21 protein-coding genes are annotated in these 23,732 nt (G+C 39.3%); 18 read left to right on the forward strand and 3 right to left on the reverse strand.

What is annotated here, in order from left to right; genetic code table 11:
- Positions 1-14 precede the first annotated feature (14 nt).
- From QK255_RS04225 to QK255_RS04235, 3 genes are all read right to left on the reverse strand, one after another.
- Entirely contained in the window at positions 15-1,214 is a 1,200-nt protein-coding gene (locus QK255_RS04225) for a YdcF family protein (protein WP_283341588.1), read from the reverse strand.
- Positions 1,215-1,334: 120 nt separating this feature from the next.
- Positions 1,335-2,642: a serine hydrolase gene (locus tag QK255_RS04230; RefSeq protein ID WP_002291756.1), complete on the reverse strand. Its 1,308-nt coding sequence runs from the start codon at positions 2,640-2,642 to the stop codon at positions 1,335-1,337.
- A 117-nt stretch (positions 2,643-2,759) separates the two neighbouring features.
- On the reverse strand, positions 2,760-2,882 hold the full coding sequence (locus QK255_RS04235) for a hypothetical protein (protein WP_002291757.1): 123 nt from the start codon (positions 2,880-2,882) through the stop codon (positions 2,760-2,762).
- Positions 2,883-3,114: 232 nt separating this feature from the next.
- Here QK255_RS04235 and QK255_RS04240 point away from each other — a divergent pair, with 232 nt between their 5' ends.
- The 18 genes from QK255_RS04240 (at position 3,115) to copB (ending at position 23,672) form a co-directional block, all read left to right on the forward strand.
- The gene (locus QK255_RS04240) at positions 3,115-4,233 is read left to right on the forward strand and encodes a baeRF6 domain-containing protein (protein WP_002291759.1); all 1,119 of its coding nucleotides are present in this window, start codon (positions 3,115-3,117) and stop codon (positions 4,231-4,233) included.
- Positions 4,234-4,533: 300 nt separating this feature from the next.
- Positions 4,534-4,854: a hypothetical protein gene (locus QK255_RS04245; RefSeq protein ID WP_002291761.1), complete on the forward strand. Its 321-nt coding sequence runs from the start codon at positions 4,534-4,536 to the stop codon at positions 4,852-4,854.
- Positions 4,855-5,306: 452 nt separating this feature from the next.
- Positions 5,307-5,507, forward strand: coding sequence for a cold-shock protein (locus QK255_RS04250; protein ID WP_002288762.1), 201 nt, complete (start codon positions 5,307-5,309; stop codon positions 5,505-5,507).
- Positions 5,508-5,653: 146 nt separating this feature from the next.
- Positions 5,654-8,443 (forward strand): helicase C-terminal domain-containing protein, encoded by a 2,790-nt coding sequence (locus QK255_RS04255; protein WP_283341589.1) that lies wholly within the window; start codon positions 5,654-5,656, stop codon positions 8,441-8,443.
- 46 nt (positions 8,444-8,489) lie between these two features.
- The gene (locus QK255_RS04260) at positions 8,490-9,017 is read left to right on the forward strand and encodes a cell wall elongation regulator TseB-like domain-containing protein (protein ID WP_002348809.1); all 528 of its coding nucleotides are present in this window, start codon (positions 8,490-8,492) and stop codon (positions 9,015-9,017) included.
- A gap of 20 nt (positions 9,018-9,037) precedes the next feature.
- Positions 9,038-10,228 carry a pyridoxal phosphate-dependent aminotransferase gene (locus tag QK255_RS04265; protein ID WP_002291769.1) on the forward strand — a complete coding sequence of 397 codons (1,191 nt, stop codon included), beginning with the start codon at positions 9,038-9,040 and terminating at the stop codon, positions 10,226-10,228.
- 39 nt (positions 10,229-10,267) lie between these two features.
- On the forward strand, positions 10,268-11,566 hold the full coding sequence (gene asnS / locus QK255_RS04270; protein WP_002291771.1) for an asparagine--tRNA ligase: 1,299 nt from the start codon (positions 10,268-10,270) through the stop codon (positions 11,564-11,566).
- Positions 11,567-11,846: 280 nt separating this feature from the next.
- The gene (locus QK255_RS04275; protein ID WP_002291773.1) at positions 11,847-12,233 is read left to right on the forward strand and encodes an iron-sulfur cluster biosynthesis family protein; all 387 of its coding nucleotides are present in this window, start codon (positions 11,847-11,849) and stop codon (positions 12,231-12,233) included.
- 168 nt (positions 12,234-12,401) lie between these two features.
- Positions 12,402-13,076, forward strand: coding sequence for an SGNH/GDSL hydrolase family protein (locus QK255_RS04280; RefSeq protein ID WP_002291774.1), 675 nt, complete (start codon positions 12,402-12,404; stop codon positions 13,074-13,076).
- Positions 13,073-13,414, forward strand: a complete 342-nt coding sequence (locus QK255_RS04285; protein WP_002316395.1) for a GNAT family N-acetyltransferase — start codon at positions 13,073-13,075, stop codon at positions 13,412-13,414. The genes QK255_RS04280 and QK255_RS04285 overlap by 4 nt, the downstream gene beginning before the upstream one ends.
- 35 nt (positions 13,415-13,449) lie before the next feature.
- A complete protein-coding gene (locus QK255_RS04290; RefSeq protein WP_002291778.1) occupies positions 13,450-13,809 on the forward strand; it encodes a YccF domain-containing protein in 360 nt (119 codons plus the stop codon).
- A 203-nt stretch (positions 13,810-14,012) separates the two neighbouring features.
- On the forward strand, positions 14,013-16,094 hold the full coding sequence (locus QK255_RS04295) for a heavy metal translocating P-type ATPase (protein WP_002329454.1): 2,082 nt from the start codon (positions 14,013-14,015) through the stop codon (positions 16,092-16,094).
- 310 nt (positions 16,095-16,404) lie between these two features.
- Positions 16,405-17,871, forward strand: coding sequence for an APC family permease (locus QK255_RS04300; RefSeq protein WP_002291780.1), 1,467 nt, complete (start codon positions 16,405-16,407; stop codon positions 17,869-17,871).
- 109 nt (positions 17,872-17,980) lie between these two features.
- Positions 17,981-18,520: a P-loop NTPase family protein gene (locus QK255_RS04305; RefSeq protein WP_047928418.1), complete on the forward strand. Its 540-nt coding sequence runs from the start codon at positions 17,981-17,983 to the stop codon at positions 18,518-18,520.
- Between the two features lie 73 nt (positions 18,521-18,593).
- Positions 18,594-19,034: a CopY/TcrY family copper transport repressor gene (locus tag QK255_RS04310; RefSeq protein WP_002291784.1), complete on the forward strand. Its 441-nt coding sequence runs from the start codon at positions 18,594-18,596 to the stop codon at positions 19,032-19,034.
- Between the two features lie 12 nt (positions 19,035-19,046).
- Positions 19,047-19,256 carry a copper chaperone CopZ gene (copZ, locus tag QK255_RS04315; protein ID WP_002291786.1) on the forward strand — a complete coding sequence of 70 codons (210 nt, stop codon included), beginning with the start codon at positions 19,047-19,049 and terminating at the stop codon, positions 19,254-19,256.
- Complete coding sequence (locus tag QK255_RS04320; RefSeq protein ID WP_283341590.1) at positions 19,256-21,442, forward strand: heavy metal translocating P-type ATPase; 2,187 nt, start codon at positions 19,256-19,258, stop codon at positions 21,440-21,442. The genes copZ and QK255_RS04320 overlap by 1 nt, the downstream gene beginning before the upstream one ends.
- A 19-nt stretch (positions 21,443-21,461) precedes the next feature.
- Positions 21,462-23,672 carry a copper/silver-translocating P-type ATPase CopB gene (gene copB, locus QK255_RS04325; protein WP_002291788.1) on the forward strand — a complete coding sequence of 737 codons (2,211 nt, stop codon included), beginning with the start codon at positions 21,462-21,464 and terminating at the stop codon, positions 23,670-23,672.
- Positions 23,673-23,732 lie beyond the last annotated feature (60 nt).

Here is a 23,732-nt window from a genome sequence, read left to right on the forward strand (position 1 = left end):
TCACACCTTGTTTTTTAGAAAAGTAAAGTGATCAGTGATAAGAATGCGGAACCTGCGAAAAGCAATCCGCAAATGATCATATGTCTTTTTTTGTTCATCATCAAGATGGCGATGTATTCTCTTAAAAACGCGTTAGGCAAGTAATAGAAAGCTGTTTTTGCCCCAATACCATTTGCCTTCAGTTTCGCTTGTCGTGCATAGAGACCAGCTCTGAAAATGTGGTAATTGTTAGAACTGAAGATCGCGCGATAAGGACCTTTCATTTGCTGATCCATGATTTCCTTTGAATAGCGCATATTCTCCAAAGTGGTTGTCGAATTGGTTTCGACAAGAATATCTCTTTCAGGAATTTCTTGTTCCATGGCATATTGTTTCATCGCAATTGCTTCTGGTACTTTTTCGTCTGCTCCCTGTCCACCCGACATTAATAAGATAGGCGGATTTAATGTTGCACGGCTTTGTGCCCAATAAAAAGCAATCGCCTTATTGATTCGCTTGGCAAGAAGAGGAGAAACTGTTTCTCCATTGATCAACCCAGCGCCTAACACAACGATGAAGTCTTGATTGTATCGAGGGCGGTTGAACTGATACAAGAATGAGACAGTCAAAAAGTTGTAGAATACGATAAATAGATAGATCAAGATCAATGGAATGCAGAAAAACAAAGCATTTATCCATTGCGGCAAATATTTTAACAAGAAAAAGTCAAAAACAAGAAACAATGTAAGAAAAATGGCTAGTATCAACGTTAAAAGATTAGCTAATGAATGCGACTCTCTACGTAAAACTGTGACACCGTTCCAAAAAAGAAAAACGATCAATCCATAAATGCCGAATAGAAAGACAAGCAGTAACGGGATCGTGATCAAGGCAATCAGTCCGCCAAGAAAAATATTTTGTGTTTCGTATAGCAAGACAAACAAGTAGATACCAAAACTAATGAGGAAAACATTGAATAAAAGACCATTCAGCAGCCTTCGCTTTTCTGAAAAATAGGAAAAGGCAAAGATACTGAAAAACACTAAGGGAATCAAAAAATAAAAGGTCGAATAAAAAATTTCCAACACGACAAAATAAGTCAAGATTACCGCAAATGTCCACGTACTGCTGTAAAAGAACAAGGAAGGATCCTTTTTCTGTTTTCGCCAATAAACGATGGAGAATACCCCAATAAGATAGAGAACCAAAAAAATCAGATCTCTGGTTAGATTCATAAATTCAACTCCTTTTTCTTATACAGTATAACGAAAATAGATGAAAAAAACTGTTATTTAAACTAGAAAAAACAAAAAAACATCTTCCACACGGAAAGATGCTTTTTTCTTTTTGTTCAATTAAAACAAGTTGCCGAAAAATTCTGCGACACGTCGCCAGCCAATAACGAAAATATTTGCTTTTTCTACGGTTTTATCCGTGATGATTTCTGTGGATGGCGCGTTGTTGTCTTCTAGATAACCTAATTTATCCTCTGCCAAGGTGATCGTTGCGGTACCGATTTTTGTTCCTTTATCCATAGGTGCTTGGATCTCATTGTCAGTGACTTGCTTTTTGTCAAGAGTTGGTGTGATTGTTAATTTTCCAGTATCCATATCGTTTCGTACCCATACTTTTACAGGACTTTTAAGCACAACGGGCACTGTTGATTCTTTTCCGTCTTTTACATCAATGGTTTTTAGACTAGGGATACTTGCGTTGGCTTTTCCAAGCTCTTTTTCTGACCAATTGTCGTAGCAGTAGTCCATCAAGCGGGCTGTTTCATTGAAGCGGGCACTTGGGTTTTCCGCATGGCCGTCTGCATTCAATACGACAGTGATGATCCGTTGATCGTTTTTAGTGATCGTACCGACGAAACAGGCACCTGCAAGCTCAGTCGTACCAGTTTTTAATCCGTCTACACCTTCTTTATAATTCACGAATCCTGGGAGCATCCAGTTCCAGTTGACCATTTCCACGGGTGATTGCGTGTTTTCGCCAAACATTTGTGTCGTAGTGCTAGATACGTCCAGTATTTCTGGAAAATCCAAGATCAAATGACGGGCCACGATAGCCACATCTTGAGCAGACATTTGATTTTCGTCGTTTTCTCCAGTACCTTCTGGTCGGTTTTCGCCAAGATAAGAGTTATTCAGTCCTGATGCATTAACGATCATTGCATCTTTGATTCCCCAATCTTTCAATTGTTCTTTCATTCGTTCAGTGAATTTCGCTTCGCTGCCAGCAATTTTTTCTGCCAAGGCAACCATTGAAGCGTTGGCTGACTGGATGATTGCAGAGTCGAATAATTCTTTAACGGTGTAGGTGTTTTCTTTATGCAAAGGAACATTTGATAAATCTGGGGTGACACTCAAATTTTCTGCATAATCTGAAATTGAAACTTTATCATCCCATGATAGTTTCCCTTCTTTTACTTGATCAAGGACGATGTAAAGACCGATGATTTTTGTGATTGAAGCGATCCCCATGGTTTTTTCTCCATCTTGATCATAAAGAATCTTACCGCTTTGCGCATCTACAGCAAAGGCTGCTTTTGCATTTACTTTGAAAGTATCTTCAGCTTGCACAGCAACAGCTGGTAGAAAAGAAGCAAGGCAAAGAATGAGACTAGCCAATAATAGGACTAGACGTGTTTTTTTTATGGACATATCCGATCTCCTTGTATTTAATTTGTTTCGCTACAAATTAAAATTTTATCAGAGAGGGAAGAGAGTTTCAATGTTTCTGAAAAAAACTTTAGGATAAGAACGCGCGTTATGAAAAGGTTAGCGGTCATTTTTCCGTACTTTTACAGGGACAGGCTGTGTTTCCGCCTCTAATAAGCGGGAAGCGCTGAAAGCAAATAAGCTGATGATACTTAATAAACTAAAAATCATAATCAAATGCATAAGGTCCACCTCTTTTATTCTTTTTCTTAGTCTAACAGCCTTTCATGAAGAATAGTTGAAGACTGTGCCTAAATAATTGAGGAAATTATGAAGATAACTTAAAAAAATTGCAAAATACCTAACTAAAGAAACCGTTTTATTTTTTTAGATACGTTTTATTGTATGGAAAAATAGTGTTGTGGTAGACTTTAGATAGACACAAAGGAATGATTTTTTTAGGAGGGGTACGTTTATGGCAAAAAAGGATAAAGAACTATTGTCACAATTGACTTCAGAAGGCGCTAAAGGACCGTTCGTCACGATCATGCTGAATACGCATGTCGCACATCAAGATGTGGAAAAAGATCAAATCAAATTCAAAAATTTTGCAAAAGAAGCAAAGAAACGTTTTGAAAAAAAATATTCCGAGCATGACTGGTCCCCGTTCCAAGAAAAAATTGAAAATTTGTTAGGAGATCCTTCATTTTGGCGTAGTGCAACTACGAGTGTAGCGGTCATTATAACTGCTGATCAAACCTATATCCATCGTTTGAGTATCCCGGTAGACGATCAATATTATGTAAGTGATCTTCCTTATTTACTGGCCATTATCAAAAATGGACAGTTCAACTATTCCTATTATCTGTTGGGATTGAACCGCGACTCCATGAAATTGTATGAAGTCAGCAACAAACAAGTAAAAGAAGTGTCTCTACCAGAAGGGGCACCGGTCGATGTCGTTACTGCATTGGGATCTGAACTGACAGGTGGCGGTTTGAACTTCTCTTCTAATGGAGGGGGCGGTGCCCGAGATGGCGTGACTTTCCATGGCGTGAATCCAAAAGATGAAGAAGTAGAGATCGATTGGGTCAACTATTACCAAGCAGTTGATACGTACTTGAAGAATTCTTTCGAAAATCCTGAACAATGGCCGATTTATTTATTCGCTCTGCCAGAAAATCAGACGATGTTCAAAAAAATCGCCAAAAATCCTTACTATTGTGCAGACGTTGCGATTTCTGCTTCTCCAGCACAACTATCCTTTAGAGATATCGAAGAAGGAGCGAAGAAGCTGTCAAGTGAACTAGCAGCCCAAGAATCAAAAGAGTACAATAAACTTTTAGATAAAAAATTCATCGATCAGTTAGTTGATATCGTTCCAGCTGCGAAAGAAGGAAAAGTATCCCATTTGTTTATCGCTACGTCAAACTTAGCTGATGGTTTCGGAGAAGATCCTGAAACAGAATATGATCGGCGTCAAGTGCTGAATGCTTTGGCAGACGATGTAATTATTAATGGTGGGAAAGTGTTTATTTTGGATCAAAAAGATGCACCAGATGAAAAGAGTCTGACAGCGATTCTTCGTTATTAAAGAGGTTGTGAAATCAGTGTTTTGACCTGAGTATTAGAGAGGAAAAGCTGTTCTGCCTGTTCTGCATCAAGAAATAAGAAGAGATTTACAAAAATTATTTCTCAAATTTTTGTGAAATTTCGGCTTATTTCCGAAGAAGCTACTTCCGGAACACCGTTTAAAGGAGAGGTCGTGACATCGTCACGACCTCTTTTTTGACGATTATGATACAAAAAACACCATTTATGAATGAAATGCAAATAACGGTCGTTCTTGAGATATGATTTTAATTGGGAAAAACTTATCGATAAGGAGGTCTTTATGAAAAAAAGACTGTTATGGTGTTTGCTGTCTCTATCCCTAAGTTTAACAAGTCAACCAGTTTTTGCAGAAGAAACACAGCGTTCTCTAAGCACAGGCGCACGTATGTACAAAAATATTTATGCGCAGACATCAGCGTTTGATTCTGCGTTCCCTGAAACAGAAGAACGGGCTTTGCAGCCAAGATTTGGTTATTTTTGGTATTGTCCGTCATGTGATTACGAAAGCTGCTGGCATTTCTTCCATTCAACAGCTGCAGCTTTTGCTGTTACCCATGCTCAGAAATATGATGGGCATCATCCTGTCATTTATGAGGTATAGGTATGAACAAAAAAGAAAAATTAATCTCGTTGATCGTATTGGTTTGTCTTGTTCTTCTGGTCACTGTCATAGGCTATCAGAAATACCATGAGAACATCAGACCTACTAAAGAGTCTTCCCCATCCTCAACCGTTGAAACAGAAACAATAAATAGTCAGACAGAATAATTTTTTTAGTTTAAAGAGGTGCAAAGGATCGAAAGAGGGGTATCTGAACAATAAAACATTTGTCATTAAGAAAGTTCGGTTTTTCACTTGATGTAATCGCTGAGAAAACATTTTTTTATAAAAAAATATCGAAAAACTCTAGCGTTTTTGTAAACGGTATGATATACTGTAGAAGTAGTTTTTGTTCGGTAATCTGTGGTAGCTTGTTTCAAATAAACATCTTCCAGATATACACCATTCAAGTAATTGCAAAATATGTGTTGAAACACAAGGAGGATTTTTATTATGGAAACAGGTACAGTAAAATGGTTTAACTCAGAAAAAGGATTTGGATTCATCACTGCAGAAAACGGAAACGATGTATTCGTTCATTTCTCAGCTATCCAAGGCGACGGATTCAAAACTTTAGAAGAAGGCCAAGCAGTAACTTTCGATGTTGAAGAAGGTCAACGCGGACCTCAAGCAACAAACGTTACTAAAGCTTAATTTACCTATATTAAAAATAAAAGTCCAGACATTTATGTGTCTGGGCTTTTTTGTCTTTTTTTCCTTAAAAAGCGATGAGAGTATTTTTCTGCACTTTGTAGTATAATTTCAAAAGAACATTAGAGGCAGGAGAAGAGGAAGATATTTTGAAACCAAGAACTTATGCAGTCGTTGATATCGAGACGACTGGGACGAATCCAAAAGAAGATCGGATCATCCAATTTGGCTGCGTCATGATTGAAGCTGGTCGGATCACTTCACGTTTTTCGATCGATATTCATCCAGGGCGGAAGATTTCAAAACAAATCCAGCATTTAACAGGGATCACGAATCAACGCGTCCAAAAAGCGCCTTATTTTGAAGATGTCGCCCAAACGATTTACAATCTTTTGGCAGACACCATATTTGTCGCGCATAATATTTATTTTGATTATAATTTTTTGAACCATGAACTCATGCGATGCGGACTTCCTAGTTTGAAGATACCGGGCATCGATACCGTAGAACTTGCACAAATTTTCTTGCCGACGGAACCAAGTTTTCGCTTAGCTGATTTGTCAGAAAGCCTTGGCTTTATTCATGAGAATCCTCATCAGGCGGATAGTGATGCCGAAGTGACAGGTCAGCTTCTTTTACTGATCGAAGAACGAATGAGGAAATTGCCGATCATCACATTAGAGCAGATTGCACGATTAAGTAGCCATACAGGAATGGATACGAGTCGTTTCATTTACCACGTGCTTGAAGAAATGAAAGAAAACCCGGAGCCCCTTGATCTCTCATTAGAAATCATCGATGGGCTAGCTTTGCAGAAAAAAGAAGTGGAGCTATTCACATCCGTCCATTATGGCGAGCGGACATATCCAAGAAAAAAACAAGAAAAAGAAAAAATGTTTGGTAAAACACTGATGTATCGAAAAGAACAGAACAGGCTGATGAATGCTGTCTACGATCATTTCACAAAAGATGAATCAAAAGATTTGATGATCGAAGCAGCTACAGGAATGGGCAAAACGATTGGTTATCTGTTGCCTTTGAGTTATTTGGCTACACCTGAAAAACCAGCTGTCATCAGCACCGTTTCGCTTGTTTTGCAGCAGCAGATCATGGAAAAAGACATTCCATTACTGAATCAATTGCTAGATCAGCCGATACAACCTGTGATTATCAAAAGCTATCGCCACTATATTGATTTACAGCGTTTTAAAGGTACACTTGTGGAACCGCCGGGACAAAAACAATATGCTTTGTACCAAATGGCTGTCTTAGTTTGGCTAACACAAACGAAGACCGGTGATTTGGATGAATTACATTTAACCAATCTGAACCATGCATTCTTTGCAGATGTCGCGCACAGAGGCACTGGGTTTTTAGCAAGGAATCAGTCGTTTTACAAACAAGACTTTGTGCGTTTCTTGCAAAAGAAAATCAAACAAAGCAATTTTTTGATAGTCAACCATGCATTTTTAGTACAAGAAACACAGCGAAAAGAACCATTGCTTCCAGCTAGTCCTTATTTGTTGATTGATGAAGTGCATCATTTGCCGGAAATTGCTGAAAAAGTAAATGACAAACGACTAAGTATTAACTACTTCCATAAACAAATCCAGCAACTGGAAGAGCCGAATCAGTTATTTGACCGCATACAAAGTTATTTGCCGAAGGAACATGAAGCCTTGCGCTGGTTGTCGATTTATCGAGAAGAACTCTCTGCACTATGCGAAGCGCAGATTTGTGTGGCAGAGGGATTAATGAACTTAGTAAGCAGCAAGCAGCCTAACGGACAATATCCAGAAGAAGTCATGATGACAAAAGAAATGTTGGATCAGCTGCCACTGGAATCTGGAACAGCAATGGATCATCTGCAACTTTTTTATCAAGAGATCCAACAACTACAATCACAGATGCGCTTGACTTTTGAGATTATCCAAGAAAGTTGGACCAACCAGATGCGGATCGATTTAGCAAGTTTATATAGCTTATTTGATCAATTAGACAAGCAATACTTGCTGATGGAGCAATGGCTAGAAGACTGGCGAGATCATTTGATCCATTGGTTCGTTCCCGGGAATACAGCACAGCAGATGATTTTTCATCTCCATGATTTTCAAGCAGCTATGTTGCCGTCAACTGTGTGGTATCCTCGATATGACCATATTCTTTATATTGGAGGAACACTGAAGATCGGACCTAATCGACAGTATCTCTCTAAACGACTTGGCATTGAAGCAGCACCTCTTAAAGTGATTGCTTCTCCTTATGATTACGAGAAACAGGCAAGAATCTATGTGCCGAAAGAAGCACCTGCAGTCCATCAAGTCAGCAATCAAGCATATATCGATTATTTAGAAGCAGCACTCACAGGATTGATTGAACAAGAAGATCGGCCGATCCTTGTTTTATTCACTTCTCATGATGTTTTACAAAAGATATATCAGAAAATGCATTTGTCTATGCTAGAAAAAGGACGTGAAATTCTTGCTCAAGGATTTGGCGGAAGTCGGGAAAAACTTTTGAAACGCTTCATTTTGTCAGAAAAAAGCGTCTTATTTGGTGCTGACAGCTTTTGGGAAGGTGTAGATTTACCTGGAGATGCTTTGCAGATTGTTGTAGTCACACGTTTACCCTTCGACAACCCGTTACGTCCGATGGTCAAAGCTAGGAATGCTTATCTGGAATCAGAGGGGATCAATCCTTTTTATCAGGAATCCGTGCCTAAAGCAGCTTTGAAGTTACGCCAAGCATTAGGCCGTTTGATAAGGACGGAGACAGATCGTGGCGTATTACTTATTTTGGATCGGAGATTAGTCACTGCAAAATATGGTGCACGAATCATCCATGCATTACCGAAAAAAGTACCGATAAAAGAGCTAGCTATGGATGAAATCTATCAGGATATCCATGAATTCTTAAAGAAAAATGAAGAAGGAAGTTAAAGGTGCCGTCTTTTTTCATCATTAAAATCTGCTATAATGAAAAGGAATGAAGATAAAGGAGCGACGACCCTTGAAGAAAAAACAGACAAAGGAAAAAACGATTAATCGCGTATTGCTTGGCTTGATCGTATTTTTATTAGCGGTCATCGTGATCAGCTCGATTTTTTACTTGCGTTCCAGTCGTCCGGCGGTCCAGGCGAAAAAAGAAGCAGTAGAAATCGCAAAGAAATATGCAAATCTCGAGGAAGCCGATCATTTTTACTGGTTTACTCGAAAGAAAACGTACTTTTCATTGACGGGTACGAATGATAAAGGAAAAGAAATCGCCGTTATCATTCCTAAATCTGGTGAAAAAGTAAAAGTATTGGATCAAACGAAGGGATTGACTGAAAACGAAGCGAAACAAACAATTGCTGCAGCTCATCCTGAAATCCAAATCGAAAAAGCAGCTTTAGGAATGTACGATGATCAGCCTGTATGGGAAGTAGTAGGAAAAGAAACAAATGGAAAATTGAATTATTACCTGATTGGTTTTGAATCAGGAGATGAAGTCAAGACAATCAAGGGAATTTAATAGATAAAGGAATGAATGGGATGGAGTTATCAAAAAGAACGAAACGATTAGAACCATCTGTTACTTTGGCAGCTGCGGCAAAAGCCAAGGCGTTAAAAGCAAAAGGAAGAGATGTGCTGAGTTTGACTGTGGGAGAACCGGATTTTGCGACACCAGAAAACATCCAAGAAGCAGCGATCGAAGCAATCCGCAACGGAAAAGCTAGCTATTATACACCAACAGCAGGAATCCCAGAACTTCGGCAGGCGATCGTTGATTATCTGAAGAAAAATGATGGACTTGTCTATGAATCTTCACAAACGGTCGTAACAGATGGCGCGAAATTTGCTTTGTATACACTTTTTCAAACAATCTTGGACCCGCAAGATGAAGTCATCATTCCTGTGCCTTATTGGGTCAGTTACGGCGAGCAAGTGAAACTGGCAGAAGGCCTGCCTGTCTTTGTGAAAGGGAAAGAATCTAATAACTGGAAAGTTACTGTTGAACAGTTAGAACAAGCACGTTCAGGAAAAACAAAAGCCGTGATCATCAATTCGCCATCGAATCCGACTGGAATGATTTATAGCAAGAATGAACTGCAGGCAATTGGTGAATGGGCAGTAAAAAATGATATTTTGATAGTTGCTGATGATATTTATGGTCGTTTAGTTTATAATGGCAATGAGTTTACTCCAATTGCAACGATTTCAGAAGCAATCAAAAATCAGACCATCATCATCAATGGCGTGTCTAAGACCTATGCGATGACAGGCTGGCGCATCGGTTATGCGGTTGGGAATCCTGAAATTATCAATGGAATGATCGCTGTTGCTTCCCAATCAACTAGCAATCCGACAGCAGTCAGTCAATATGCAGCTGTTGAAGCATTGAAAGGTGAGCAAGATACAGTGGAAGAAATGCGGAACGCCTTTGAAGAACGCCTGAATACGTTATATCCGCTTGTGGCAGAACTGCCAGGTGTTTCTCTTGAAAAGCCGCAAGGAGCTTTTTATCTTTTTCCTAATGTAAAAGAAACGCTACGCATGTGTAAGTATGAGAATGTCACACAATGGGTAGAAGATCTTTTAGAAGAAACAGGGGTAGCACTTGTGACTGGCGAAGGCTTTGGGGCACCAGAGAATGTCCGCATGAGTTATGCGACTGATCGTGCTACGTTAGAAGAAGCGGTACGCAGAATCAAGCAATTTATTGAGAGTAAAAGTCAAAATTAATCCTGAAGAAATTCAAGGAATATAAAAGGAGAGTCATACGTGGAACAAATTCAAATCATCGATTCGAAAAACCATGTGGGAGAAACAGTAACAATCGGCGCTTGGGTCGCAAATAAACGATCAAGCGGAAAAATCGCATTTTTACAATTAAGGGACGGAACAGCCTTCTTCCAAGGGGTAGTGGTAAAAAGCGAAGTGCCAGAAGAAGTTTTCCAAACAGCTAAAAATCTGCACCAAGAAACATCTGTGCTAGTAACTGGAGAAATCCGTGAAGACAGCCGTTCAAAATTCGGTTATGAAATCGGGATTACAAATGTGGAAGTAGTAAGCGAGAGCCACGATTATCCGATCACACCAAAAGAACACGGAACAGATTTCTTGATGGATCATCGTCATTTATGGCTACGTTCTTCAAGACAACATGCGATCATGCAAATCAGAAATGAAATCATTCGTGCAACGTATGAATTCTTTAATCAACATCATTTTGTCAAAATCGATCCGCCAATCTTGACTGGTTCAGCACCAGAAGGCACAACGGATCTATTCGAAACAAACTACTTTGATCAAAAAGCCTATTTATCTCAAAGTGGCCAATTATATATGGAAGCTGCTGCTATGGCTTTCGGAAAAGTCTTTTCATTCGGTCCGACTTTCCGTGCTGAAAAATCAAAGACACGCCGTCACTTGATTGAATTCTGGATGATCGAACCAGAAATGGCCTTCACTCACCAAGAAGAAAGTTTAGAAGTACAGGAGCAATATGTAGCCTTCTTAGTACAAAATGTTTTAGATCATTGCGAATACGCATTGGATGTACTAGGACGAGACAAAGAAGTCTTAAAAACTTATACAAAATTGCCATTCCCTCGTATTACTTACGATGATGCAATCGAATTACTGAAGAAAAATGGATTTGATGACATCGAATGGGGCGAAGATTTTGGTTCACCTCATGAAACGTTCATTGCAAATTCATTCGAACAACCTGTCTTTATCCTAAACTATCCAAAAGCCATCAAGCCATTCTACATGAAACCACATCCAACAAGAGAAGACGTGGTGATCTGTGCAGATATGATCGCACCAGAAGGCTACGGTGAAATCATTGGCGGAAGCGAACGGGCAACGGACTATGATTTCTTGTTAGAACAAATCCGTAATCACGGTTTGGATGAAAAAGAATATTCATGGTACCTTGATTTACGTAAATACGGTTCTGTTCCGCACTCTGGTTTTGGTCTAGGTCTTGAACGAACAGTCACTTGGATTGCTGGTATCGACCATGTGCGTGAAGCTATTCCATTCCCACGTTTGTTGAACCGAATTTATCCATAAGAAGTGATGAAAAAGCTGTTTAGTTTCGAGTATTAAGAAAAATTTTGTGAAAATGGCTTTCCACATTTTTGCATAAATTTGGCTTAATACCGAGAAACTGGCTTTTGAACACCGTTTATTCTAAAAAAGAACTGCGAACTCTCGCAGTTCTTTTTTAAAATACGGGATAAAGGAAGTTTCCAGCAGACAAGAGAAGAAAGCAAAAGAAATTGCTATTTGATTCACAAGGTTCTATAATGAAATCGCAATCAATCCAACATATACAAAGAAGGCGATTCAAATGGAGATCCGATTTGATGATGCTTCTGCTGCTGAAATAAAGCAGCATCTAGCACCTGAAAACAAACTAATATTAACATTCGAAGATGGAGTAGGTCCGTATTCTCAGCATGCAATGATCCACATGCAAGTTCAATTCACCCTTGGAATCATTGGATCAGATATGTCGACAGAAAGTTATGACCAATCTATCCCAAGCAATCTAGGAGAGATATTAGTAAAGGGATATTCGTTGGCAGACTTAGATGAGCATATGAATATACGTTTTGATGCTTCTCGTCATATTTTGAGTTTGACGGGCGACAGTGGGCTAATTGACGGAAACTTAGGTCTTATCGATTTCACTGAATCAAACAACGAAGGAATCAAGAAAAATCCGGCACGTTAAGAAAAAAGCATAAAAAACTAGGCACTTGCTGAGTATTCATCCAATCGTTTGAGGAAACTAGGCGGGTGTCTTTTTTTATACATCTATTTTCGCTTTCGTCTTGGTAGAGCTTATGGGATAATATAAAGAAGAAAATCGTCGTTTTATTCAAAAAGGAGTTTTTGACAAATGAAAACACGCGTGTTATTTATTGGTGACAGCATTACAGACGCAGGAAGAGACCGTTCAGAAGCAACGGATCTAGGTAAAGGGTATCCGCTTTTGATTGCCGGGAAACTAATCTCACAATATCCAACGATGGAATTTGAATGTATAAACCGTGGGATAGGAGGAGACAAAATTGCAGATCTGCAAGCACGCTGGCAAAAAGATTGTTTAGCTCTGCAACCTGATTATGTATCGATTTTGATTGGAATCAATGATACGTGGCATAATACTGGAGATCAAGCTATATTCGGCACTGAGAAATCTGTGCAGCAATTTGAATCCGTTTATCGAGAGTTACTAAATGAACTTCAAGCAGCTGGAATCTGCAATATCGTCTTAATGGAGCCTTTTGTACTTCCTGTGACAAATGATCGTTATGGGTGGCGCAAAGACTTAGACCCTAAGATCCAAACCGTTCGTAAACTCGCAAAAGAATATGGCACATTGCTGATTCCTTTAGATGGGATATTCAATGCTTTAGGAATCGCTTATGGTTTTTCGAAATATACAAAAGAAGATGGCGTGCATCCAACGATTGGCGGACACGAGATTATTGCACAAAGTTGGATAGATGCGATTTCCGCAGTTGATTTTTTTAGTGGAAATAAAAATGAACGAAAGAAAAGGGAGAAATGATGGAAATACGAAGGGCAGTAAAAGAAGATCTCCCTCAAATCAATCAGCTGATTACTGATCATCCAGAATCATTCGTAAAAGTAAAAACGGCAGCTGAACTACATGATAGGAATAAACTATTGATCGTTGCTGTAACAAAAGAAAACCGGATCATCGGTTTTGCGCAAGCAGATGAACAGCAATCAGAAGAACGGGTGGATCAGCGACCAGCAGGAAAACTAATCCAACACACATTAGTAACAAAAGAAAAAACGGAAGAAATCCAAAAAAGATTTGCGGAATACTTGATGCTGGAAGCTAAAAAACGAAAAATCAAATCGTTTTTTGTCCAGTTCTAGTTCTAATTAAAAACAGTAATAAAAGGAGAAATACAATGAGTTGTTTAGGAAATGTCATCTGGTTCATATTTGGCGGACTAATTGGGGGTCTTAGCTGGTTAGCAGCAGGGGTACTTTGGTGTATCACGATCATTGGTATCCCTATCGGTATGCAGTGTTTTAAAATCGCCTCCCTTTCTTTTGCGCCTTTTGGCAAAGAAGTAATTTACCACCAGTCCGGCATGTCATTGATTGTCAACATCATCTGGCTGATCGTTTCAGGTCTCCCAATTGCTCTTGGACATGTCGTCAGCGGCATCCTTCTATGTATCACGATTATAGGGATACCATTTGCAAAGCAATCTTTCAAACTTGCTCGATTGGCGTTGATGCCATTTGGTGCAGAGATTATATAAGTCAGGATGTTCTAAAAGAGTGTCCTAAACATGTTATATGAACGAGAGAACTGGATGAAACACAACTATCACGTGTTTGATCTGGTTCTTTTTATGTTTTGAAAACTCATTTTTTCTTTCGGATACCTTGACATATGAATAACCATTCATTTATAATCAGTTATGAAGAGATATTCATATGTTAAAGCGAGGAGGTCATTAAAATGAAAAGTTACAGATTAGAAGGTTTAGACTGTGCGAACTGTGCGATGAAAATCGAAAAAGGAGTCCAGCAGATCGATGGAGTCAAGGAAGCAACGGTAAATTTCACTTCTGGAAAACTAACGATTGACGTAGAGGAAGACCGATTAGCTGCGGTTGAACAGGAAACAAAAAAAGTAGTGAGGGAATTAGAACCAGATGTCAAGGTAACAGAAATAGACAAGGAAAAAGTATCTGAACATGGAAATGAAAAAGAGAGAAACACGCTGATCCGGATTTTATTTTCACTTGCAGGTATCGCTGTCTTGCTATTATTTGATTTTAATGAACCAGTTCGTTTGATAGGGTATTTATTGATTTATCTGCTGATAGGATATGATGTAGTGAAAAAAGCGGTGATGAATATCGTCAAAGGACAAATCTTTGATGAAAATTTCCTCATGTCTGTTGCTACAATCGGCGCTATGTTGATCGGTGAATATCCAGAAGCCGTAGCAGTGATGCTATTTTATCAAATCGGCGAATATTTCCAAGGATTGGCAGTCAATCATTCAAGAAAATCGATTCGTGAACTGATGGCTATCCGTCCAGAAACAGCGCACATACAGACAGCAGAAGAATTGATGACCGTGAATCCTGAAGATGTGCAGATTGGTCAGTATGTACTTGTTAAGCCTGGTGAACGTGTACCGTTAGATGGAACGATCATCGAAGGAGAATCATTAGTTGATACATCCGCACTTACAGGTGAATCCGTTCCTAAATCTGTATATGTTGGCGAAACAGTATTAAGTGGATTTATCAATAAAAATAAACCATTTTTAGTTCAAGTAGAAAAATCCTATGAAAATTCTACCATCAGTAAATTATTAGAATTAGTAGAAAATGCCAGCAGCAAAAAAGCACCAGCTGAAAATTTCATTACCAAATTCGCGCGATATTATACACCAGTCGTTGTAGGGCTGGCCGTCTTATTGGCTGTTTTACCTCCAATAGTTTCTGGAGCGGCGTTTTCTGAATGGATCTATCGGTCGTTGACATTTTTAGTGATCTCATGTCCATGTGCATTAGTGATTTCCGTACCACTTAGTTTCTTTGGTGGGATCGGAGGAGCAAGTAAAATTGGTGTATTAATAAAAGGTTCAAATTATTTGGAATTGCTTGCACAAACTGAGACAGTGGTATTCGATAAAACTGGCACATTAACGAAGGGCGACTTTTCGATCCAGACGATCGATCCAACAGGAATTGATCCAAAGAAATTTATGCAATATGTTGCAAGTGCAGAACAGTTTTCTACACATCCGATTGCGCAATCCGTTTTAGAAGGTTACGAAGGTCCGCTTTTACCGGCAACAAATATCCAAGAATTTGCAGGTGAAGGGATCTTAGCTGAAGTTGACAGCAAACAAATATTAGTAGGTAATCACAAATTGATGGAAAGGTTTGAAATCTCTTTTCCTTCAAGTCAAGAAATCGGTACATTGCTTTATATAGCAATCAACCAAAGTTATAGTGGTTATCTTGTCATTGCGGATACCTTGAAAGAAGATGCTGTAGACGCATTGGTTCAACTAAAACAGGCTGGTGTCAAGCACACAGTCATGTTGACAGGTGACTCGAAAAAAATCGCTGATCATATCGGGAAGCAAGTTGGCGTGGACAAGATATACAGTGAACTACTCCCAGAAGATAAAGTACAGCGGTTAGAGGAAATCTTACAAAGAAGCAATAAAAAGACTGCCTTTGTCGGAGACGGAATCAACGATGCACCGGTGCTAGCAAGAGCAGATGTAGGGATCGCAATGGGTGGATTAGGAAGCGATGCTGCAATTGAAGCAGCAGATGTAGTCATCATGAACGATCAACCATCGAAGATTGCAGATGCGATCCGGTTAGCAAAGAAAACATTGAAGATCGTCAAGCAGAACATTGTTTTTGCTATTGGGATAAAAATATTGGTACTTGCCTTAGGTGCTTTTGGTTTTGCAACAATGGGAGATGCAGTATTTGCAGATGTCGGGGTAACAGTCCTAGCTGTTTTGAATGCCATGCGAAGCTTACATGTAAAAAATAAATATTGACCAGTAGAGAGGACGAATGAACGTCCTCTTTTTTTATACCTTTTTCTTAATAAAAGAATACAAAGAAAATGGCTAAGATTATAAAATAACTGATGTTTTTAATTTTGCAGAAAATTCAAAATTGCTTTAAATACAATAAAATCAATGAAATCAAAGAAAACAACTCCTTTTTTTGATGGAAAAAATATGAAAAAATGATGTGTATTAAATAAAAGAATACACACATAAAATAACGCTGTCTTGTAAGTTTGTTAAAAATTGAATATGATTACATTTGGTTAACAAATTTTTATTATAAAGGAGAGAACGAATGAACAATAAACAATTACGCTGGTTCACTGTTGCGTTAATTGCATTCAACATGGTTTGGGGCATGGGGAATGTAGTTAATAACTATGCCCAGCAAGGAGTATCAGTTGTCACCTCTTGGCTATTGATTCTAGCCATTTATTTCATTCCATACGCATTGATCGTTGGACAATTAGGATCAGCCTTCAAGGATAGTAAAGGAGGCGTCAGTTCATGGGTCGAAAATACGACATCCAATAAACGGCTGGCATATTATGCTGCTTGGACTTACTGGGTCGTGCATATTCCTTATTTGGCACAAAAACCTCAAGCCATCCTGATTGCAGGGGGTTGGGCGGTCCAAGGAAACGGAAATATCGTAAATACGATGTCAGTCCAAATGGTAGCAGTTATTTCACTTATTATATTTCTTGCCTTTTTATATTTATCAACAAAAGGACTTTCTACGTTGAAAGTGATCGGCGGATTAGCCGGAACAGCGATGTTCGTTATGTCGATCCTATTTATTCTTTTAGCAGTAACGGCACCGTTCATCAACCCAACGATGGAATTTGCCACACCGCATATGAATCAAGTGAAAACATATATTCCAACCTTTGACTTCAGTTATTTCACAACCGTCTCTATGTTAGTGTTTGCAGTTGGAGGAGCGGAAAAAATATCCCCTTATGTCAACTCTACAAGAAACCCTGCAAAAGAATTTCCTAAAGGGATGATTTTCTTAGCAGCAATGGTAGGGATTTGTGCTGTATTAGGTTCAGTCGCAATGGGCATGCTGTTTGCTAGCGATAATATCCCTAAAGACTTGATGGCAAATGGGGCATACAGTGCTTTTCAAATTTTAGGTAATTACTATGGTATCGGTAACTCATTGATGATTATTTACGCATTGACAAATATGATCGGGCAAATCTCCGCATTAGCCTTTTCAATCGATGCACCGTTAAAAATCTTGTTAGCAGATGCAGATCCAGAATTCGTACCAAACTGGCTACGTAAACGTAGTCATAAAGGTACATTAGTAAACGGCTATCTTTTGACAGGTATCCTAGTAGGAATCATTATTTTGCTGCCAATCTTCGGTATCAAAGATATGAATGAATTAGTTAAATGGTTGACGAACTTGAACTCAGTTGTTATGCCAATGCGTTACCTATGGGTATTCTTGGCGTATATGATGTTGAATAAAGCTTATAAGAAATTCAATTCTGAATATAAATTTGTCAAAAATCCAAAAATCGGGTTTATCTTCGGTGCTTGGTGCTTTGCCTTCACTGCGTTCGCCTGTATCTTAGGAATGGTACCAAAAGTAGATTATACTGCGGATCCTAAAGCATGGTGGTTCCAGCTATTCACGAATATCATCACACCAATCGTCTTGATCTTATTAGGCATGATCTTGCCGGCCATCGCTCGTCGAGACAAAAATAAAGAAATCACTGAGCCAGAAACTGTGGTTCAGCCTTAAAATAAAATTACTTCTTGCAAGAGTTGGCGTGTAGAGCCAACTCTTGTTTTTTTGTGGCGTTATAAATGGTATGATCGAACCAAATTCCAAAGAGAAGTGAGGGAGGAAAATGAAGATCATCGTGATTGGACAAAGTGGGTCGGGAAAATCGACCCTCGCAAGGAATATCAAAGAAATCACGGGCTTTCCGCTACTGCCGCTAGACCTTTTATGGCATACAACAGATTACAGTATTCAGGCAAAACAGTGGTTTTTGCAAGAACAACAAACGTTTATGGTATCTAATCCGTCATGGATCGTTGAAGGAAATTATACTTCTACGTTAGAAGAGAGAATCAAAGAAGCAGATAGAATCATTTGGCTTAAAGTGCCGCGTTATGTCGCCATCTACCGAGTAGTTTGGCGTTCTTTAAAAAGAAAGATAAACAAAAAAACACGGCCAGATATGCCTGAAGCATTTACAGAGAAACTAAATAGGGAATACGTAGAATTTTTATCTTTTATCTGGCATTTTGAAGAAAACAATGAACCGAAAATACAGCAGCTGATCCAAGAAAACCATGCACGAAACAAACTGATCATCCTTAAAACAAGAGGGGAAAAACAAGAATTTTTAACTAAATTGAAAATAGAGAGCAAAAATAATTGACAGTTTTTGTTTACAAGTGTAATCTGTATTCATAAGTTATTGATTACATTTGTAAACGAAAGGTGTGAAATAAATGGAGAAAGTCAAAACGCCGGTAAAAATCAGCGATTCAGAATGGGAGATCATGCGGGTTATTTGGACACTTGGACAGACGACTGCTCAAGAAATCACGCAGATCTTAGCTGATTCGATGGATTGGAAACCAGCAACGATCAAAACTTTGTTGGGACGTTTGGTAAAAAAAGAAGTGATCTGGACAGAACAAGAAGGAAAAAAATTCATTTATCATCCAGCTGTCTCAGAGATGGAAACAGTTCGTAGTGCGACGGAAAATCTTTTTTCCCATATCTGTGCAAAAAGGATTGGAGAGACGATTGCGGATCTAGTAGAAGAAGCTACTTTGACTCAAGAAGATATCAATGAAATCTTGAAACAATTAGAACAAAAGCAACCAGTCGAAACAATCGAATGTAACTGTATCCCAGGTCAATGTGAATGTAAACAACATCAATAGGAGGAAGAAAAAATGAAACAACAATTTTCAATCGAAGGTATGAGCTGCAATCATTGTGTTGCAAGAGTCGAAGAAGCGGTAAGCGCACTTGACGGCGTACAGAAAGTAAAAGTGAACTTGAAAAAAGCAAACGGTACAGTCAAGTTTGATGAAACAAAAGTCCAATCCGAAAAGATCTGTCAAGCAATCAATGGATTGGGATATAAAGCAGAGGTGATTTGATGGCAGCAGCAGAAACCAAAATGGACACATTCGTCATTACAGGTATGACTTGTGCAAATTGTTCTGCTAGGATCGAAAAAGAGCTGAACGGACAACCTGGTGTTGTCAATGCCACAGTCAACTTGGCCACTGAAAAAGCAAGTGTCAAATATGAAGGGACGACCACTGAAAAATTAATCCAAAGCGTAGAGAATATCGGCTATGGTGCGATTTTGTACGATGAAGCCCATAAACAAAAAATTGCGGAAGAAAAGCAAGCATATTTGAAAAAAATGCTATTCGATCTTGTATTGAGTACGATTTTGACTTTGCCATTGATGCTGTCAATGATTGCCATGATGTTGGGGAGCCATGCGGCAATTGTTCACTTTTTTCATCTGCCAATCGTTCAGTTAGTTCTGTCTACACCTGTCCAATTTTATGTTGGTGCTCGTTTTTATAAAGGGGCATATCATGCAATCAAGACGAAAGCACCAAATATGGATGTACTGGTAGCAATCGGAACATCAGCTGCTTTTGCATTGAGCATTTACAACGGATTTTTCCGTGGACATCCCCAAGATCTTTATTTTGAAAGCAGCAGTATGATCATCACGTTGATTTTGCTCGGCAAATATTTGGAACATACAGCAAAAACGAAAACAGGTAATGCAATCAAACAATTGATGTCTCTTCAAACAAAAACAGCTCAAGTAATAAGAAACGGTAAAGAAGAAACGTTAGCGATTGAAGAAGTCGTCGTTGGCGATCAGCTAGTCATCCGTCCTGGTGAGCAGATCCCAGCAGATGGTCGAATCATTTCAGGAAGTAGTGCGATCGATGAAAGTATGCTTACTGGCGAAAGTCTTCCTGTAGAAAAGAATCCAGATGACACACTCTTTGGCGGAACAATCAATACGAATGGTCTGCTTCATATGGCAGTCACACAAGTTGATAAGCAGACAGTTTTAGCTCAAATCATCCAAATGGTGGAAGACGCTCAAGGAAGCAAAGCACCAATTCAAAAAATCGCGGATCGAATCTCAGGAATTTTTGTTCCGATCGTTTTAGTCATTGCATTCATCACGCTAGTGGCGACAGGATTGATCACGGGTGATTGGCAACTTGCATTGATCCATAGTGTCTCTGTATTAGTCATTGCGTGTCCATGTGCATTAGGTTTAGCAACTCCAACAGCTATCATGGTAGGAACGGGTGATGGCGCACGAAACGGAATCTTAATTAAAGGCGGAGAAGCATTAGAAGCAGCTGCTCACTTAGACAGCATTGTTTTGGATAAAACTGGAACGATTACAGAAGGAAAGCCCAAAGTTACAGATCTAGTCGGTTCTAAAGAAGTCCTATCTATTTTTTATACTTTAGAACAAGCTTCTGAACATCCACTAGGTAAAGCAATCGTGGAATACGGAAAACTGCAAGAAGCAGCAACATACGATATGATTGATTTTACAGCTCATCCAGGTGCTGGAATCAGCGGTACGATTAACGGAGTACGCTATTTTGCGGGTACACGTAAACGATTAATTGAATTGAACCTATCATTTGATGAATACCAAGAACACGCGTTAGAATTAGAACAGCAGGGAAAAACAGTCATGTTTTTAGCTGATGAAAAGCAAGTGATCGGGCTGATTGCCGTGGCAGATCAAATCAAACAAGAAGCCAAACAAGCAATCAAGCAGTTACAGGATAAAGGATTAGATGTCTTTATGCTGACAGGAGACAACAAACTGGCAGCCGAAACGATCGGTAAACAAGTGGGTATTGATCCAATGCACATCTTTGCCGAAGTACTTCCAGAGGATAAAGCAGCCTATGTGGAAAAACTGCAGAAAGATGGCAAAAAAGTCGGTATGGCAGGTGATGGAATCAATGATGCGCCAGCTCTCGCATTAGCTGATGTTGGTATGGCAATGGGAAGTGGAACGGACATCGCGATGGAAACAGCAGATGTAACGCTGATGAATAGTAGTTTGGCGTCCATTGCTCAAACAATCGAGTTGTCTAGAATGACATTGAGAAAAATCAAACAAAATCTTTTCTGGGCTTTTGTCTATAATACGATTGGCATTCCTTTTGCTGCATTAGGCTTTTTGAATCCAATCATTGCAGGAGGAGCGATGGCGTTTAGTTCCGTCAGTGTATTGTTGAACTCCCTGAGCTTAAATCGGCACATGAAAAAGTAAGAGAAGGGATGGAGTAAAAATGAACGGGAACGATATGGAGAAAAAACAGGAGCATAAAAAAGAAGCAGGAAACAAAGAAAGTGCTCATTCAAACGAAAAACAGATGGAGATGAAGCATGACCATAGCCAGATGGACCATTCAATGCATATGGGACATAACCATGGAGATATAGCGGACAGCAAAGAAATGGACCATTCGATGCACATGGATCACGAACATGGCGGTATGGACCATTCGATGCACATGGATCACGAACATGGCGGTATGGATCATTCCATGCACATGGGGAATTTCAAACAAAAATTTTGGCTATCGCTTATCCTAGCTATCCCAGTCATTCTTTTTTCACCGATGATGGGAATGGAATTTCCCTTCCAAATAACATTTCCTGGTTCGGATTGGCTCATACTGATCTTAGCAACTATACTATTTATCTATGGCGGACAGCCATTTTTAAGCGGAGCAAAAATGGAATTGAAACAAAAAAGTCCTGCTATGATGACGCTGATCGCGATGGGGATTACAGTTGCATATATTTATAGTGTCTATTCGTTTATCGCGAATCTGATCAATCCTCATACGCACGTCATGGATTTCTTCTGGGAATTAGCTACATTGATCGTCATTATGTTGCTAGGTCACTGGATCGAAATGAACGCTGTTTCGAATGCCAGCAATGCTTTACAAAAACTAGCAGAATTACTGCCAGAATCAGTGAAACGCTTGACGAAAGAAGGAAAAGAAGAGACAGTCTCACTAAAAGAAGTAAAGGAAGGCGATCATTTGATCGTCCGTTCCGGTGACAAAATGCCAACAGATGGTGTTATCTTGAAAGGTGAAACAATCGTTGACGAATCAGCTGTGACTGGCGAATCAAAAGGAATCAAAAAACGAGCCAATGACAAAGTAATCGGCGGTTCTATCAATGGGGATGGAACGATCGAAATCGAAGTAACTGGAACTGGTGAAAATGGGTATCTAGCTAAGGTTATGGAAATGGTGCGAAAAGCACAAGGAGAAAAATCCAAGCTAGAGTCATTATCAGACAAAGTGGCAAAATGGCTGTTTTATGTTGCCTTAATTGTCGGTATCTTGGCATTTATCGCATGGCTGTTCTTGACAGATCTTCCTAATGCATTGGAACGTATGGTCACTGTCTTTATCATCGCCTGTCCCCATGCTCTAGGTTTAGCTATCCCATTAGTTGTTGCTCGTTCCACATCGATCGCCGCTAAAAACGGATTGCTTTTGAAAAACCGCAACGCACTAGAGCAAGCCAATGATCTAGATGTGATCATGCTGGACAAAACCGGGACACTGACAGAAGGAAAATTTACGGTAACGGGTGTCGAAGTTCTTGATGATGCGTTCAATAAAAATGAAATCCTTCAATATTTAGGAGCATTGGAAGCGAATGCCAATCATCCATTGGCTGTTGGCATTATGAATTATTTGAAAGAACATGAAATCAAGCCTTATCAAGCCGAAAATCTAAAAAATCTTTCAGGAGTTGGGCTAGAGGCAACAGTCAAAAACCAACAAGTGAAAATAGTTAATGAAAAAGAAGTTGAGCGTCTCGGATTAAACGTAGAACAAGCATTATTGAAACCTTACCAAGAACAAGGGAATACCATCAGCTTCCTGATTTTAGAAAATCATCTAGCTGCAATCGTTGCTTTAGGTGACGTAGTAAAAACAGAAGCAAAAGAGTTTATCCGAACATTGAAGGAAAGAAAAATCACTCCAGTCATGCTTACTGGCGACAATAAAAATGCTGCTCAAGCAGTAGCAGATTATTTAGGAATCGAAGAATATTACGGCGGTTTATTACCAGATGATAAAGAAGCTGTTGTCCAGAAATATCTTGACCAAGGGAAAAAAGTAATCATGGTGGGTGATGGGATCAATGATGCGCCAAGTTTAGCCCGTGCTTCTATTGGGATGGCAATAGGTGCAGGAACAGATATCGCGATCGATTCTGCGGATGTCGTCTTGACAAACAGCGATCCAAAAGATATTTTGCATTTCCTTGATTTAGCTAAGCAAACGCGAAAGAAAATGATCCAGAACCTCTGGTGGGGAGCAGGGTACAATATTCTCGCAATCCCACTAGCAGCCGGAATACTTGCACCAATTGGTATCCTATTAAGTCCAGCAGTTGGTGCTGTCTTGATGTCGTTAAGTACGGTAGTCGTAGCGCTGAATGCTTTGACATTGAAAATCAAATAACGCGAATTGTAAAATTAAGTTAGAAAAATAAAAAGGCATTTATGGTACACTCAAATTGTA

Origin of the sequence: Enterococcus sp. ZQ21, assembly GCF_030053755.1 — a bacterium.
Lineage (GTDB): Bacteria > Bacillota > Bacilli > Lactobacillales > Enterococcaceae > Enterococcus_B > Enterococcus_B lactis.